Origin of the sequence: Siminovitchia sediminis (assembly GCF_042680885.1) — a bacterium.
Lineage (GTDB): Bacteria > Bacillota > Bacilli > Bacillales > Bacillaceae_C > Siminovitchia > Siminovitchia sediminis.
On the sequence record NZ_JBHUEO010000013.1, the window covers coordinates 53,595 to 67,690 of the forward strand.

13 protein-coding genes and 2 pseudogenes are annotated in these 14,096 nt (G+C 44.7%); 7 read left to right on the forward strand and 8 right to left on the reverse strand.

Annotated features, from left to right (window positions below; translation table 11 throughout):
• Positions 1–297 precede the first annotated feature (297 nt).
• Positions 298–1,299, forward strand: a complete 1,002-nt coding sequence (locus tag ACFSCZ_RS06670; RefSeq protein ID WP_380773043.1) for an ABC transporter substrate-binding protein — start codon at positions 298–300, stop codon at positions 1,297–1,299.
• Positions 1,300–1,410: 111 nt separating this feature from the next.
• Here ACFSCZ_RS06670 and ACFSCZ_RS06675 read toward each other — a convergent pair whose 3' ends face one another.
• The 3 genes from ACFSCZ_RS06675 to ACFSCZ_RS06685 form a co-directional block, all read right to left on the reverse strand.
• Complete coding sequence (locus ACFSCZ_RS06675) at positions 1,411–2,664, reverse strand: glycosyl hydrolase family 18 protein (RefSeq protein ID WP_380773044.1); 1,254 nt, start codon at positions 2,662–2,664, stop codon at positions 1,411–1,413.
• Between the two features lie 509 nt (positions 2,665–3,173).
• Positions 3,174–4,547, reverse strand: a complete 1,374-nt coding sequence (locus ACFSCZ_RS06680; RefSeq protein WP_380773046.1) for an LLM class flavin-dependent oxidoreductase — start codon at positions 4,545–4,547, stop codon at positions 3,174–3,176.
• A 331-nt stretch (positions 4,548–4,878) separates the two neighbouring features.
• A complete protein-coding gene (locus tag ACFSCZ_RS06685; RefSeq protein WP_380773047.1) occupies positions 4,879–5,577 on the reverse strand; it encodes a Crp/Fnr family transcriptional regulator in 699 nt (232 codons plus the stop codon).
• A 746-nt stretch (positions 5,578–6,323) separates the two neighbouring features.
• Between ACFSCZ_RS06685 and ACFSCZ_RS06690 the strand changes: the two genes are divergently transcribed.
• From ACFSCZ_RS06690 to ACFSCZ_RS06710, 5 genes and pseudogenes are all read left to right on the forward strand, one after another.
• Entirely contained in the window at positions 6,324–6,830 is a 507-nt protein-coding gene (locus tag ACFSCZ_RS06690) for a TetR/AcrR family transcriptional regulator (protein ID WP_380773048.1), read from the forward strand.
• A gap of 79 nt (positions 6,831–6,909) precedes the next feature.
• Positions 6,910–7,782, forward strand: coding sequence for a hypothetical protein (locus tag ACFSCZ_RS06695; protein WP_380773049.1), 873 nt, complete (start codon positions 6,910–6,912; stop codon positions 7,780–7,782).
• Between the two features lie 32 nt (positions 7,783–7,814).
• A complete protein-coding gene (locus tag ACFSCZ_RS06700; protein ID WP_380773050.1) occupies positions 7,815–8,156 on the forward strand; it encodes a hypothetical protein in 342 nt (113 codons plus the stop codon).
• A complete protein-coding gene (locus ACFSCZ_RS06705) occupies positions 8,117–8,545 on the forward strand; it encodes a hypothetical protein (protein WP_380773051.1) in 429 nt (142 codons plus the stop codon). Before ACFSCZ_RS06700 ends, ACFSCZ_RS06705 begins: the two co-directional genes overlap by 40 nt.
• Before the next feature lie 52 nt (positions 8,546–8,597).
• Positions 8,598–8,906: pseudogene (locus tag ACFSCZ_RS06710) on the forward strand (YmaF family protein).
• 139 nt (positions 8,907–9,045) lie between these two features.
• Here the strand turns inward: ACFSCZ_RS06710 and ACFSCZ_RS06715 are convergent.
• From ACFSCZ_RS06715 to ACFSCZ_RS06730, 4 genes and pseudogenes are all read right to left on the reverse strand, one after another.
• Positions 9,046–9,443, reverse strand: a pseudogene (locus ACFSCZ_RS06715) (VOC family protein); the annotation flags it as partial.
• A gap of 3 nt (positions 9,444–9,446) precedes the next feature.
• Positions 9,447–9,566, reverse strand: coding sequence for a VOC family protein (locus tag ACFSCZ_RS06720; RefSeq protein WP_380773052.1), 120 nt, complete (start codon positions 9,564–9,566; stop codon positions 9,447–9,449).
• 295 nt (positions 9,567–9,861) lie between these two features.
• Positions 9,862–11,271, reverse strand: coding sequence for a glycoside hydrolase family 18 protein (locus ACFSCZ_RS06725; RefSeq protein ID WP_380773053.1), 1,410 nt, complete (start codon positions 11,269–11,271; stop codon positions 9,862–9,864).
• Positions 11,272–11,339: 68 nt separating this feature from the next.
• Complete coding sequence (locus ACFSCZ_RS06730) at positions 11,340–11,726, reverse strand: hypothetical protein (protein ID WP_380773054.1); 387 nt, start codon at positions 11,724–11,726, stop codon at positions 11,340–11,342.
• A 379-nt stretch (positions 11,727–12,105) separates the two neighbouring features.
• Here ACFSCZ_RS06730 and ACFSCZ_RS06735 point away from each other — a divergent pair, with 379 nt between their 5' ends.
• Positions 12,106–12,723, forward strand: coding sequence for a DUF3298 and DUF4163 domain-containing protein (locus ACFSCZ_RS06735; RefSeq protein WP_380773109.1), 618 nt, complete (start codon positions 12,106–12,108; stop codon positions 12,721–12,723).
• Positions 12,724–13,079: 356 nt separating this feature from the next.
• Here ACFSCZ_RS06735 and ACFSCZ_RS06740 read toward each other — a convergent pair whose 3' ends face one another.
• Complete coding sequence (locus tag ACFSCZ_RS06740) at positions 13,080–14,051, reverse strand: ABC transporter substrate-binding protein (protein WP_380773055.1); 972 nt, start codon at positions 14,049–14,051, stop codon at positions 13,080–13,082.
• Between the last annotated feature and the right edge of the window lie 45 nt (positions 14,052–14,096).

The following is a 14,096-nucleotide window of genomic DNA, read 5'->3' on the forward strand; positions in this document are numbered from 1 at the left end:
GCCGCAGGCGGGGGATATTATGCGAATCGGATAATTTTGGGATCCCTCAAGCAAGCAGCCGGCTATTACAGCGGCAAGGAAAGTCCATCACTGATTATCATAAAAAACAACACCGAACAGAACGCGTGACTTCCAGGAGCTTTATCATATAAAATCAATTAACTTAAATGCTTTGCTTTTACACCTTCGTATGCTGTGCCGCAGTTCGACAATGGGAAAAACATTGACAGGCTGTCCCAGTTGAACTATAATTTTCTAAAAAGTTAGTAATTTAGTAATGTATTGAGGAGTGGGGAAATGAGACGAAGCAAAGGACTTATGTCCCTGTTGGGAGCCATCCTGATCTTGGGGGCATGCGGCAGCAATGAATCTGCAGCACCGGAAGCGGAGCCTTCTGAAGGGAGCGAACCGGAAAGTACAGAAACGTATACAATTGGAATTACTCAATTGATGGAGCATCCTTCCTTGAACCAGGCAACGGAAGGATTTCAGCAGGCCCTTGAGGAATCAGACTTACATGTGGAGTTTGATATCCAAAATGCACAAGGAGACAACAGTGCCAACGACTCCATTGCGTCCAATCTGGCGGGACAAAATGTGGATTTAATCTTTGCCAATTCGACGCCAAGCGCCCAGGCAGCACTTGGTAAAACAACGGACATTCCGATTGTGTTTACATCTGTAGTGGATCCTGTCGGTGCAGAGCTGATTGATTCCATGGAAGAACCCGGCGGCAATGTGACCGGGACAAGCCATCATCATCCGGATTCAATTCCGGTAGCCCTGGAATTTTTGTCAGAGGAATTGGGGGCTGAAAAAGTCGGTATTGTCTATAATGCCGGTGAGCAAAACTCACGTGCCCAAATTGATAGAATACAGGAGCAGATGGATGAATATGGTCTGGAGTTGGTAGAAGCCACGGTTTCTACAAGTGCCGAAGTTAAGCAGGCAACAGAGTCAATTGTAGATCAGGTGGATGCTTTTTACATCATTACCGACAACATGGTAGTCTCTGCTTTCGAATCAGTTGCGGATGTTGCGACAAGCCAGAAAGTTCCCTTGCTGGCAGCCGATATTGACTCAGTCCCGAGAGGCGCCTTTGCTGCTTTTGGAGTGGATTTTACAGAAATTGGATATAGGGCTGGGGAAATGGCTATTCAAATTTTAAAAGGTGAGAAGACGCCTGCAGAAATTCCTGCTGAGCCGCCAAAAACATTGAAGTTCATGGTGAACAAGGAAGTGGCAGAAACCATCGGGGTGGATATCAAGCCCGAGTGGGAAGCCGAGATTTACGAGTAGAAACAAACTCCTTTTCAGGCTGTTAACCTGAGAAGGAGTTTTTTAAAGTAATAGAAACGTAGTTGTCCCACATGTTTCTCTGAAGGATTCCTTGTCTTCTCCTTAGAAAATTCAGCTTCTCTTTGAAAAAAACTCTCTGAACAGGTAGCCTGATTGTGGAAAATGCAGGCCGAGCTGCCATGCGCCTACGCCCCGCAGACCGTAGTCTATCACCAATTGGTATTTTGCTGCCCGTGCACGGACATCCTCAAACCAGACAATGTGCCTCCTGCCGGTTTCATCCCAATACGTAAAATGAGGCTGCTGGTACTCTTCGGAGTAGGAGATCGGTACTTGGTACTTCATAGCAGTTGCATAAGCATTGGAAACAGAAAAGGCGCTTGCACCGGCAACCTCTCCGTTGGTCATGGTCCAGTTATAACCATAGCGCGGAACGCCCAGCACAATTTTATCCCTGGACATCTTTGTCAACGCATAGTTAATCGTTTTTCTCACTTCGGTGATGGGCGCTACAGGCCCTGGGGCACTGCCGGCTTCATGCCAGTCGTACGCCATAATAAAAACAAAATCGACTGCAGCCCCAATCCCCCCATAATCAAATCCCCTCAGCCAAGGAATGTCCTCAGATGTTTTGGCGGGGACCGCTGCGGAAAGGGTAAAGCCTTCGGGCTGCAGCCGCCTCCGCAGTTCGGCCAAAAATCCGCTGTACAGGTCGCGCTCACTTTCTGACACCTGTTCAAAGTCCACGTTAACACCGGCATAATTTTTACTTTTGACCAGGTGATAGATATTCTCAATCACCCGCTGTCTTAACGACGGGTTATTTAACACTTGAAATGTGAGCTGAGAACTGAATCCTGCCTCTGTCAAATTGGTAATCACGGCAATAGGGGAGGAACCGTTATTCCAAATCAGGGAGATCAACTGCTCATCATCCAACGTGCTTAAACTGCCATCAGGTAACATATGATACTCAAAGACACCGAAGTTTTGGATGATCGGTGCAAACGTTTCAATGTTCAGTACATTTTGAGCCGGCGATGAAGGTGTGACATAACTGAGCCCTTCCTCAGGATACTTTTCCCTTGGCGGCAAATACAGCTCCATTCCGACTGCGAGATCGTCCGACTCCAGGCCATTATATAACCGAATCGAATCCGCTGAAATAAATGCACTCCGGGCAATCGTAAAAAGTGAATCGCCCGGCTGCACAATATATACATTTGATGGTATAAGTAAGTCCTGGCCCGGGACTAGCCGGTCTGTCCGCAACCCGTTTATTATCCGGAGACTGTCCATGGTAATCCGGTATTTTGCAGCAATGGAAAACAAAGAATCCCCCAGCTTCACAACATAAATAAACATATGGCACCCCGTTTCATTGCGGATGGTCTTACCATTGATATATATGAAAGGAAGCTTTTGCTTATGAATGGGGAAACGCTGGCACAATTTTACCTGTTTCAGCTACAGCGGCCCTACCTTTAATATAAATGTCCTTACTTTATGCCAGTCCTTTAAACGGCAACATCACATTCGCTGTTTTATAAGGTAATTCATCATTGGATACCTGCAACAAAGTTTGAAAAAAAAGAAGCAGGGCAGAGCCTGCTCCTATGGTAATTCATTTTCAGTCGGTATGCTTTTACATTCCGAGCATGTTCTGATTGCCATTTCATCTGCTCTTTTGCAATGTTTGTCCAGAATGCCGCTTAAAAGCAGCCTGGAGACTTCGTTCATAACTGAGCATGCGGGAATGGACATTCCTGCCCATCTGCATCATCAGTTAAAGGTCAGACATTCCGAGCCAGCTGGCTTTCCGGTGATCATTCACGATTTTATAATCTATACGTCTGATCAGTTTAATCCCCATTTTAGGATTTCGTGGATGGACCAAAGGCACCTCTATATTGGGCAGCCGGGTGACGGTCATTTAAACGATCCTCTCCAAATAGTTTTTGCCGGAAAGTACCATGTACTTCACCTGGATTCCGGGCCAATCCGCGCTGGCGGAGTACAGGCATCACATAATCAATGAACTCCTCATAGGAACCGGGAATTGTTGCACTAATCACATTAATCCCATCAACCCCGGCCTTTTGCCATTGTTCAAGTTGATTAGCAATGGTTTCTGGAGTTCCAGCTATTCTGATGGTTCTAATATGGTATAGGGCCAAATCTTTTACTGTAGGAGTTCTTCCTTCTGTGTATTCTTTAATCCAATGAATGAAACTTTTTACTCCCTTTGAGTCAATATTTTCAAGTGGTGTATCCAAGCTGACATTTCCTAAATCCATGCCTGCTGCACCAGCCATATGTGCAATCATCATTTCCAAATCAATTTTATTTTCAAGTTCAATTGCTTTACGCTGTGCCTCTTCTTCCGTTTTTCCTATGACAAAAGATAAACCTTGATAAAAACGAAGATCTTCGGCTTTTCTTCCATGCTGAACGGCCAGCTGTCGAGTTTCTTCAATTTGTCTACGGGCAATTTCCGGACTAGGTGCTTTGATAAATATGCCCTCTGCATTCCGGGCCGCAAAGTCCCGTCCGGTCGGTGAGGATCCGGCTTGAAATAGTACAGGTGTCCGTTGAGGTGACGGTGAAACAAGGTGAGGTCCCTCGACTTTATAATACTTACCCGCGTGGTTGATTTTATGCACTTTAGCGGGATCCGCATAGATTCCACTCTCTCTATCTTTCAAAAGGGCTCCTTCATCCCATGAACCTTCCCAAAGTTTATATAATACATCTGCATATTCATCCAGCGTACCGTAGCGTTCCTCGTGCGAGGCCAAACCCTCATAGCCATAATTTCGATAAGCATTCTCCAAAAACCCTGTGGTCATGTTCCATGCAACTCTGCCATTTGAGATATGATCAAGCGTCGATATCCGGCGTGCAAAGTTAAAAGGAGGTTCTTGCAGCGGAGAAGCCGTAAAAGCCAATCCGAGATGTTTCGTGTTAACCGCCAAAGCAGATAATAGCATCGAAGGATCATTGCTGGGTACTTGCAATCCCTTTTCAATATGATATTCCCATCCGCCGCGGTGGTTGCCATATAGTCCGACAACGTCTGCGAAAAAAATCGAATCGAAGCCGCCTTCGTCCAGCCGCTTGGCCAAGGAAACCCAAAGATCTATATCGTTAAAATTTCTCTGATAACCTTCTTCCTCGCGCCACAATCCGTGTAAATTGTGATTGGGTGTATTCATCAGAAAAGCCGAAAATGAAAGGGGTCTAGTCATACTGTTGTCTCTCCTTCAAAAAATAGTCACATTAATCATGCCAAGGTACTGCTTTTATAGAATAGTAATATCTATCTATATCTTAGCACACGCAACTGCTCACGTTGGCTGTTTAAATTAGTGTGAATTATTATTAAAGTCCTGCCGCCTGCGTGCACATTCTCTTTACTGCCCAATAAAAGCAGTATCAGTTTCTCAATGAATCATTGAGAAACTGATTCCTTTAGTTTTTTTTCAGCTTCATCGGGCGGTATCCTGTTCCCCCTTTTTGTCAATAGCCGCTATCAATCTTGTGCCTCCTCTTACGTCCAATGTACTTATTTCTGTCCTATTATCGACTTTCTAATGCATCCAAGTCCAGAATAGTCAGCCTCCTTTGTCCCGTTTGATCGATCCAGCCGTTTTCCTGAAATTCAGCCAGTTTTCGGCTCACGGTTTCTGGAGTTGTTCCCAAATAAGATGCAATATCTTTTTTCGGCATGGGAAGCGTGATAGTAGTAGACTTGTGATCATGGACCAGCTCCACAAGATAGGCGGCAATCCGCTTTTCGGTATCTTCCGAAGTCAAGCTGCTGATGAGACGCTCGGCCCGCTCCAGACGGCGGCTGATTTCTTCCATGATGTTTAAAGTAATGTTGGGATATTTTTTTAAAAACACTTTCAAATCGCTGCGCCTCATGACGCATAATTCAGTTTTTTCCATGGCCATGGCGTAGTGGTCGAAGGGAGATCCTGAAAATAAGGAAAGTTCCCCCATAAAGTCACCCGGTTCCAGGATTCGGATGAGCTGTTCTTTTCCGGATTCGGACAGACGAAAAATTTTTACACGGCCGCGGTGAACAATGTACAATTGGGCAGAATGGTCACCGGCTCCATAAATTTCCTGTCCTTTTTCATAAGTGACCGCTCTTGTCGCTTTGACGATCTCCTGCATTTCCGTATAGTGCAAGTGGTTGAAAATGGGCACTAATGAGACGCAGAGATTCTGCATTTCTTTAATATTTGGCTGAAGATGTCCACAATCTTTCATTGATTACACGCCCTTTCCTTTAAAATAAGCAAACACGGTAAATTCCCGGGATGACTGGTTCAAGCAGCTTCGGCTTTTTTCTCCCAATTGTAAGCTGTACGGTGGTTTTATTTTTACTATTATAACGAACCAGGCGGACGGCGTTAAGGATAACGATCAGGACGCTTAGTTCGCAGATCAGCATTCCGGAAGAAAGGAAGATTATTTGAAGGAGGACACCGTTAAGAAGGTGTCGACTGGATGCATTAGTATTGTTCCTTAGTACATGTTGAACAGGAAAACCGCTGCCCTTGATAGCAAATAGCGCATATTGGACAGGTAAATTCTAGCCGCGGACAAAAAGCAGCGCATATTGAAGTAATCACTGAAAAAAAAGGTGACGGCGATGCGTTTACTAAATTGGGTCTGAACCCACGCCTATTTTGGTAATGGAAACTCAATCAGTTTTTTTACAATTGAAAATACCATAGTATTGTTTCCAAATCAGGGGTAATCTCGGTTGAATGGTCACGCAAGTGACGTATTCGTTTCCGAACGATAGAATTCCCCCTGAATGGTTACGCAAAGATGGATCAATCCCATTCCAGTGAGCATAGTTGATGAACCCTGTATTCACTGCCGATTAAGCAAATTGAGTCAGAAATAAAGAGAAATTTCTCCCCACCGTAATTGGACCGGATCAGATGTTGACATATAAGAATTTTTATCATATTATTTATTTATCAATAAATAAAAAAGGAGAACAAATGGCTAAAGAAGATAAAAAAGAGATGATCATTGAAAATGCCGTAAAGATTTTTGCTGAGATGGGCTACTATAAAACGACGACTGGGATGGTAGCGAAGGCAACGGGCGTTACACAGCCGTATGTGTTTCATTTTTTTAAAAATAAGGAAGAATTGTTCAAAACAGTAATTGATCGCGCGTTCAGCCGTCTATATCATACGTTTTCGAAAGTGGATGCGCCGGCTGATCAATTGATCGAAACGATGGGCCGTGCTTTTTCTGAAATCATTAAAACTCATCGGGAGGAGATATTACTGGTGATGCAGGCGCATTCTATAGCAGAAGAAGGGATTAGGGAGTACGTCCGGCATTTGCACAAAACGATGTTTGAGACATTGACGCAAAAATTTGAAAAAGCTGGTATTCCGAAAGCTAAAAAGACAGCAGCACATTTTATTGGAACAGGTTTGCTGATTACCGTAGCAGAAGTTTTGGATTTGCCGGAAATGATTAAAGGAGATTCTTAAAAGAGAAAGCAAAGCAGCTTTCTTCTTTTAAAGTCAAATATTTATTGATTAATAAATAAAATGGAAAGGATGAGGTTCGGTGTTCAAAGGGGAAAAAGGGTTGGTTATGACGGGATTGTTGGGTTTTTTACTAGCGGCAGTGGTGGGGTTGTTTATTCTAGTACGCGGCCCTGTAGTGCTGCCTGAGGGCAATCTGGGAAATGCATTTTCTTTTAACGCGGCTATCGGAATATTTACGCTTTCCATTGCTGCCGTTTTGCCGTTAGCAGGATTTAGTATCAAGAGGAGAAAGGCAGTCAGGTGGTTGTTTATGAACGCTGTCTTGCATGCTTATGCCATTGAAACGATTCAACATTTCCGTGGTTTCAATCCGCGGTTTTCACGTGAAGGATCCGTCATTGACATGATTGCCGGGATGATCTTTGGCATCCAGTCGCTGCTTATTGTTACATTGTGTTTCATACTCATGTTTAAGTTTTTCAAAGTGTCGGCAAGCCCTCTTATATTGGGCGTGCGCTATGCTTTTATATCGGTATTTGCAGCTAATCTGGCAGGAGTTGCCATGATTGTTCTTCAAAGCCGGTTCCTTGGAAATGACGGGAATTTTATCGTATTGCACGGCATGGGCTTTCACGCTTTGCAAACGCTGGTTCTTTCCGGATGGCTTTTGGAAAAAGTTCATGGGAGGGATCGCTTGAAAAAAAGATTGATCCATAGCGGCAGCATCGCTTGGATTGCGTCCATTATTCTGATCGGGGTCCAAACTGTGCTGGGCCGTACCGTATTCGAATTTACCCTGCTGCCGATTCTCGCAGTCAGCCTGATCGTTATTTGGCTTGTCACCGTATGGGTGGCTGTCACTCTTTTTAAAAAAGCAGAGGGAGATCCGCAAGCTAAAAATACCAAGGTGTTGGAAAAACCGATTACGGACCAAACCATGATAATCAAATAATGTGAAGTATTTTCAGAGGAGCGAGGGATAGTATGCCGCCACCAGTGAGTCCAGTTTATCAACTGGCATGTAAAATCGGGTATTGGTCATCCATTTTGTTTGCTTTGACGGGGATCGGTTATGCAGCAGGCATGGTTGCTCTGCTCATTGCCTTCCCCGTTCCCGAATGGCGGGGAATCACGGACACAGTTGCAGGGTTCGATACGTCATATGTCACCTATTACAGCCTATGCCAAACGATGGCCTTTATCTCAGCTCCTCTTTTTGTGGTGATGATTTGCTGTGCACATGAATATACCTCTCCTGAAAAAAGGATATTAACGAGGATTTCCATTTGTTTTGGAATCATGTTTGCGCTGCTTTCTCAAGTATGAATTACTTCGTCCAATTTACCGCAGTCAGGCTAAGCATTGGTAACGGTCAGCTGGAGGGGCTGGAACAATTCGTTCAATGGAATCCGACATCTGCCTTTTATTCAATCAACCTTCTTGGCTGGACTTTATTTTTGGGGCTGGCCTCGTTTTTTATGTCACCTGTTTTTATGAAAGAAAAGAGGGGGAATTTGATTCAACGGCTGTTTATTCTAAACGGCATTACCTGTGGATTGGGTACGTTTTCGGTGGTTTTTGAAATCATGATCTATTTGGCTGTTTATCCTTTATTGATGACAGGTTTCATCACGACAGCCTCTATGATGGTAGGAATGATTTTTAAAAGAAATGCTGAATTGGTCTCGAAAAAGGATACTCAGATGTCGTTATAGCATTTGCCTGGACACACTTCAGCATATTTTACCGGATGAATCATATGTTCAAATGAAAAAAGGAGTGATAAATAGCGTAAAAAAAGTAGGGAAAGATGATTTCACCCCGGGCTATGTTCCGGGGCATAACCATCGAACTATAGATTATACCAGCCTGAACGATGGCCATGTGTTCACCAATACCATGATGTGACATCACCTGCCATTCCGACACGGAATGGAAGTCATGTAATTACACGGAGGGTTATGTTTTTTGGCTGGACAGGCATACACTGGTCCGGCGATTCCGGTCGGCAACGGCATGCATGTCCACTACTATGATTTTCAGACGGCGGAAGATGACGATCATAAACATGGGTAGACATGCCTGCTCCCGAAAAATGCAAAGTGGGACCTTACTAAAGAGCTCAACCCAGAGAATTATAAAAGAAAAAGGCTGAACTAAGTCGAATTCTAATAGAAGCATTTAAATCTTGGTTAAGACTTTTTGAAAATCCTTTTTAAAGGGGTTTCAGCTTACCCTCGATCTCCGAACGTCTCGGCTCTAAAAACGGAGGTAGTGAAAGAGATTCGCCTAGATGCTCCAGCGGCTCATCTGTCTCAAATCCCCGGCCGTCCGTGGCGAGCTCAAATAAAATTCCATTCGGCTTGGAGAAATATAGGGAACGGAAATAATGCCGGTTGACGAATCCTGAATGCTGGAATTCTTCATCGGTGATCCGTTCTATCCAATTTTTTAGCTCCTCTTCATCTTCCACACGGAAAGCCTCATGGTGGACGCCACCCCGTCCAAGCCTTTCCGGCTCAAATCCTTTTGTTCCTCCACATGAACTTCCGTCCCTGTTCCGCCTTTTATAGTTTCAAAGACGAGAATGTCAGGCTGGCCTTCGATGGAGGAACGTCAGCTCAGTGCCGGGGTTTCCCTTTGTATCCCATAAAAAAGGTGGTACATTGATGGGACATCCTGATTCACTGTCTTTTTTACCTGGCGCATTCCCAATGTCTCGGTATAAAAGTTCAAGTTCTTCTCAGCATTTACAGCATTTCAGATACATGGCGGTTTCCCTTCACTTGCATGAGGAGGCCTCCTATTTTGAAAAAATAACTTTGACTTAAAGCTGATCAAATCGTAAGGTATTCCAAACCCTCTCGTCAGTCAGCCGAATAGAGCAGTCGGGAGGGACGAACTCCCGCGGTATACGCCGGTAATTAAAACAAAATCCCCTATGGAACTGCAATAAGGGATTCCAAGGGGCGGTGTACTGCGTCCTGTCAGGAAGCGAAAAAAGGACGAATGACTCCGTCCGGTTCGAATATTACATTTTTCTAATAATAAAATTATCCTCCAGCAGCAGCCAGTTCTGCGGAAATGGATAGCCGAGGACCCAATAGCTGATACCTCGCAATCCCAATTCTTTTACCAAATTAAATTTTGCCTGCGCGCTGCGGGCATCCTCAAACCAGACTTCATGCTGGCGCCCCTGTTCATCGGTATAGCGGAAAAATGGGGACTGCGCCCTTTCGTCGTATTGGATCGTCGCACCATATCTTAGGGCGCGGCGCAGGGCCTCCTGCATATCAAAGGTTTCGGCTTCCTGGCCCTGAACATGGGGGAGGAGCCAATCCCGGGCATAGATTTGGAATCCCATGACAATTTTTTCTCTCGGCATGACGGAGAGGGCATATTCAATGACTCTGCGAATTTGGTTGATCGGCGAGATGGCCTGCGGAGGTCCGAGGCGGTATCCCCACTCGTACGTCATCAATATGACGAAGTCGGCGATCCTGCCATGCGCCTCGTAATCGTGTGCTTCGTATAACAGTCCCTGCTGCTGGCTGCTTGTTTTGGGAGCAAGGGCAGTGGAGACAAAAAATCCCAAAGGATGCAAACGGTCGACCGCCCGCTGGAGAAACTGATTATACAATTCCCGGTCAGTTTGTCTTACATTCTCAAAGTCGATATTCAGCAGGTGGTATCCTTTCTCATTCATGATATTCACAATATTGGTCAACAGGCGGTTTTGCAGTTCGGGACTTGCAAGAATGGTATGTGCCAGCTCTGTTCCGGGATCTTGGAAGGTAAAGTTGGTAATGCTCATCATTGGAACAACATGTTGTTCCTGCGCTGCCCGGATAATCGGCTCGTCTTGAATCGAAGTAAGCGTACCGTCTTCTCTCATTGTATAAACAAAAGGAGTGGCGTACGTAAGGAGCCTGCCGACTTCCCGTACTTCTCTTGCGCCGGTTTCCCCCAAATTAATCACATACGCATTGACATCAATGACAGGCTTTGGAAAAGGAATCACGAGGGAAGTGCCCGCCTGAATGACATTCGGGTTTTGAATTCTGTTTAATTTTACAATTTCCTGGACTGTCGTACCGTAACGCTGGGAGATCTGCCAAAGCGTTTCTCCGGATTGAACGGTATGAAGGCGGGCGGGGATTACCAGCACACTTCCAATTTGTAACATGTTCGGATTGGCCAGCTGGTTCACCCGAATCAGCGCATCCAGTGAAACACCATACCTTTGGGCAATTTGCCAAAGGGTCTCCCCGCTCCTGACAATATGCTGGCGGGCGGCAATGGGAATGACGAGCGCCTGTCCGACGATCAGGCGGTTCGGGTCCGGCAGCTCATTGGCTGCAGCAATTTGAGACACATTGCTGCCATATCGGCGGGCAATCGTTGATAAAGTTTCCCCGCTTCTGACAACATGAATAATCATAGATATCCTCCCTTACATACAAGTCATATGATTAATGTATGCGGTAGGAGCGGATGCAAGAATTAAGATCAAGGATTTGGTTTTCTTTCCAACAAACTGAGAAAGCTTTTTCTGTACCAGTACAATAGAAAACTATGGGAGATCACAAGGATGATGGCCAATGGAAGCAATGAAAGGTCCAGGAATAAATGAAGCAGAAAGATATTGGCAATGATGGGGGAAAGAACAGCAAGAGTCAGCGGCATATATTGATTGCACAGAAGCAAAACGCCGCAAAAGATCTCAAGCGTTTTTTCGGCGATGAGCAAATAATCAAATTCAAATAAAGCCATCGCCTCCGGACTTGTTGCGACAAATGGTTCCAGGCCGAAAAAGACAAAATACCCGTTGATGCCTGCAGCCAAAAAAATCACTCCTAACAACACCCGGCTGCTATGCATGAGAATGTTTGCCATACCGTACACCTTCTTTATAAATGATGAACAATGAATCCGCGTTCATGGAAATCCGGATGGGGTTATTTTTATAAAAAAATAGATTTGTTGTAATCCCGTGATTCAAAGTTTCAGCAAAACAGGGCAGGAAATGAATCAAACACTTGATTATACTCAGGCACCTGACGAAAGATACCATCCTTATGTGACGGTCCGGAACTTCACTCTCTATCATCATAAACCTGTCATTCCGTCTTTGGAACCATTTTGATCCCGGATGATTGAATTTTTTTATCTATGGAGGAGCGGGTTAATTTTATAGTTATAGTGTCGCTATCCCCCGACTGGTGCACGTCTGTCACTCCCGGGAATAGGATAAAAGGAAAAAAGGATGAACATGATGCCTATAGACTTGCCGGTTTCCATCAAAACGGTTCGGATGAGTGACGGACAGGGAAAGACGATTGTATATCCAAGGGTAAAAGGTTTGGCAAATCAAACCCTTGAACATCTCATCAATCGGGTAATCGTTTCTGCTACCCGGCAGCTGATCCATCAACAGATTCAAGATAGCCCATCGACACTGATAGAGATGATTGCATCCTATGAAATAAAAAATAATCAGCGCCGAGTTTTGAGTCTGTCTTTGTCGAATTATGCATACCATTACCACGCAGCTCATGGGATGACTTACTTACGAGCTTTGACGTTTGACCTTGAACAAGGAAAGCTGTGCCAACTGAATGATTTGTTTAAGCCGGGAAGCGACTATTCCGCAGCATTGCTGTCTTTGATCAGAGAACAAATCAAGCAGCGGAACATCCAGCTTTTGAACGACCTTCCTCCAAAACTGAATGAACAGGCATTCTATATAGCAGACAAAACGATTGTTCTCTACTTTCAACTTTATGAGATTACACCGTATGTTTTCGGTTTTCCTATGTTTCCGATCTCCGTCTATGATGTATGGGATATCATTGATGAAAACGGCCCCCTTGGGCGGATGGCTGCCCAATAAAAGACGGTTAAGCATAGGGCAGGGGGCAGCAGGCAATGGTTTGATTGCCACTGTAAAAGCCTTTTGGGTCAAACTGTAATCATTCATTTGAATAAGATGAAACATTTCATTAATGAAACATTTGATTAAATTGTTAAGGATCGGGTACCACAGAGTCTGGGCCTATACTCTATTTTTAAGAAATCATTTTTAATCAATCATTTGTTTAGTTAAGAATTTTTCTTAATCAATCATTTGATTATGGAAATCCTGGATACATGTTATCCGGCGGGGGATAAAGAGACAGTGGCCCAATGTCTGATTAAGCAAAAAGGGTTCGGGCCTGCTCCATACAAAGCAGGTCCGAACCCTTACGATTATTCTATTTCTTTCATGAATTGCTCCAAATCATCGAGCATGAGGTTGGCAGCAATCACTCCACCTGCTGTGTTCCAGATTGAATCATTTACTTTATAAATATTTCCGGATTTGACGGCATCCAGATTTTTGAAAAGGGGGTTGTTCAACCATTCCTCTTCCAATGCCTGGGCTTCTCCGTCGCCGGTTTCATACGTAAAGTAAAAGATGATATCCCCATCCATGGCAGGAATCCGTTCTGGAGATACATTTTTCTCGGCAAAGTCGTCAACATCCTGGCTTTCGGGGCGTGCAAACCCAAGCTGCTCCAAAATGACACCTGCAAAGGTGTCTTTGTGGTAGATGCGTACGTCACCTGCCATAAAGCGGACGAGTGAGATTTCTTTTTCCAATTTGTTTCCGAATGTTTTTTTCAGCTCATCAATGCGCTCATCAAAGTCGTTTAGAATAGTTTCTCCCTTTGCTTCTTGATTGACAGCTTCCGCATACAGTTTGAAATTCTCTTTCCAGTCTCCCCGGAGCGTTTCAGCAAATACAGTTGGTGCAATGGCGCTTAGTTGAGGATAAATGTCTTCCTGCCTCATTTTATTCCCAATAATGAGATCCGGCTTCAGCTTGGCAACTGCCTCAACATTTACCTGGCTCTCCTCACCAACTACTTCCACGCCTTCCATTTCATCAGTAATATGTTCATACCACGGATCACCGACCCATGACTTGACCGCTCCGACCGGTTTCACTCCAAGAGCAAGAAGGGCTTCTGTTCCTTCATTTGTTAAAATGACCACCCGCTTCGGTGTATCGGGAATTTCTGTCACGCCCATGGCATGCTCCACCTTATAGCCCGTGCTGCTTTCGCTTTGTCCATTACTTCCTTTTTCCGCTTCCTCCTGATTGCTGTTCCCGCAAGCTCCCAGAATGAGCATAATGAACAGGGTGCCTGCGAGCAACACTCCTTTATGTAGCTTCATCGCTTTCCTCCTACTTAATGAAAATGATTATCAATTAGGTCTTCT

Excerpts from the sequence above, each read along its gene's own strand:
- ACFSCZ_RS06735 (WP_380773109.1), top strand. The coding sequence starts at position 12,106 with ATGCCTATAGACTTGCCGGTTTCCATCAAAACGGTTCGGATGAGTGAC.
- ACFSCZ_RS06740 (WP_380773055.1), bottom strand. The coding sequence starts at position 14,051 with ATGAAGCTACATAAAGGAGTGTTGCTCGCAGGCACCCTGTTCATTATG.
- ACFSCZ_RS06700 (WP_380773050.1), top strand. The coding sequence starts at position 7,815 with ATGCCGCCACCAGTGAGTCCAGTTTATCAACTGGCATGTAAAATCGGG.
- ACFSCZ_RS06680 (WP_380773046.1), bottom strand. The coding sequence starts at position 4,547 with ATGACTAGACCCCTTTCATTTTCGGCTTTTCTGATGAATACACCCAAT.
- ACFSCZ_RS06670 (WP_380773043.1), top strand. The coding sequence starts at position 298 with ATGAGACGAAGCAAAGGACTTATGTCCCTGTTGGGAGCCATCCTGATC.
- ACFSCZ_RS06725 (WP_380773053.1), bottom strand. The coding sequence starts at position 11,271 with ATGATTATTCATGTTGTCAGAAGCGGGGAAACTTTATCAACGATTGCC.
- ACFSCZ_RS06690 (WP_380773048.1), top strand. The coding sequence starts at position 6,324 with ATGGCTAAAGAAGATAAAAAAGAGATGATCATTGAAAATGCCGTAAAG.
- ACFSCZ_RS06730 (WP_380773054.1), bottom strand. The coding sequence starts at position 11,726 with ATGGCAAACATTCTCATGCATAGCAGCCGGGTGTTGTTAGGAGTGATT.
- ACFSCZ_RS06675 (WP_380773044.1), bottom strand. The coding sequence starts at position 2,664 with ATGTTTATTTATGTTGTGAAGCTGGGGGATTCTTTGTTTTCCATTGCT.
- ACFSCZ_RS06685 (WP_380773047.1), bottom strand. The coding sequence starts at position 5,577 with ATGAAAGATTGTGGACATCTTCAGCCAAATATTAAAGAAATGCAGAAT.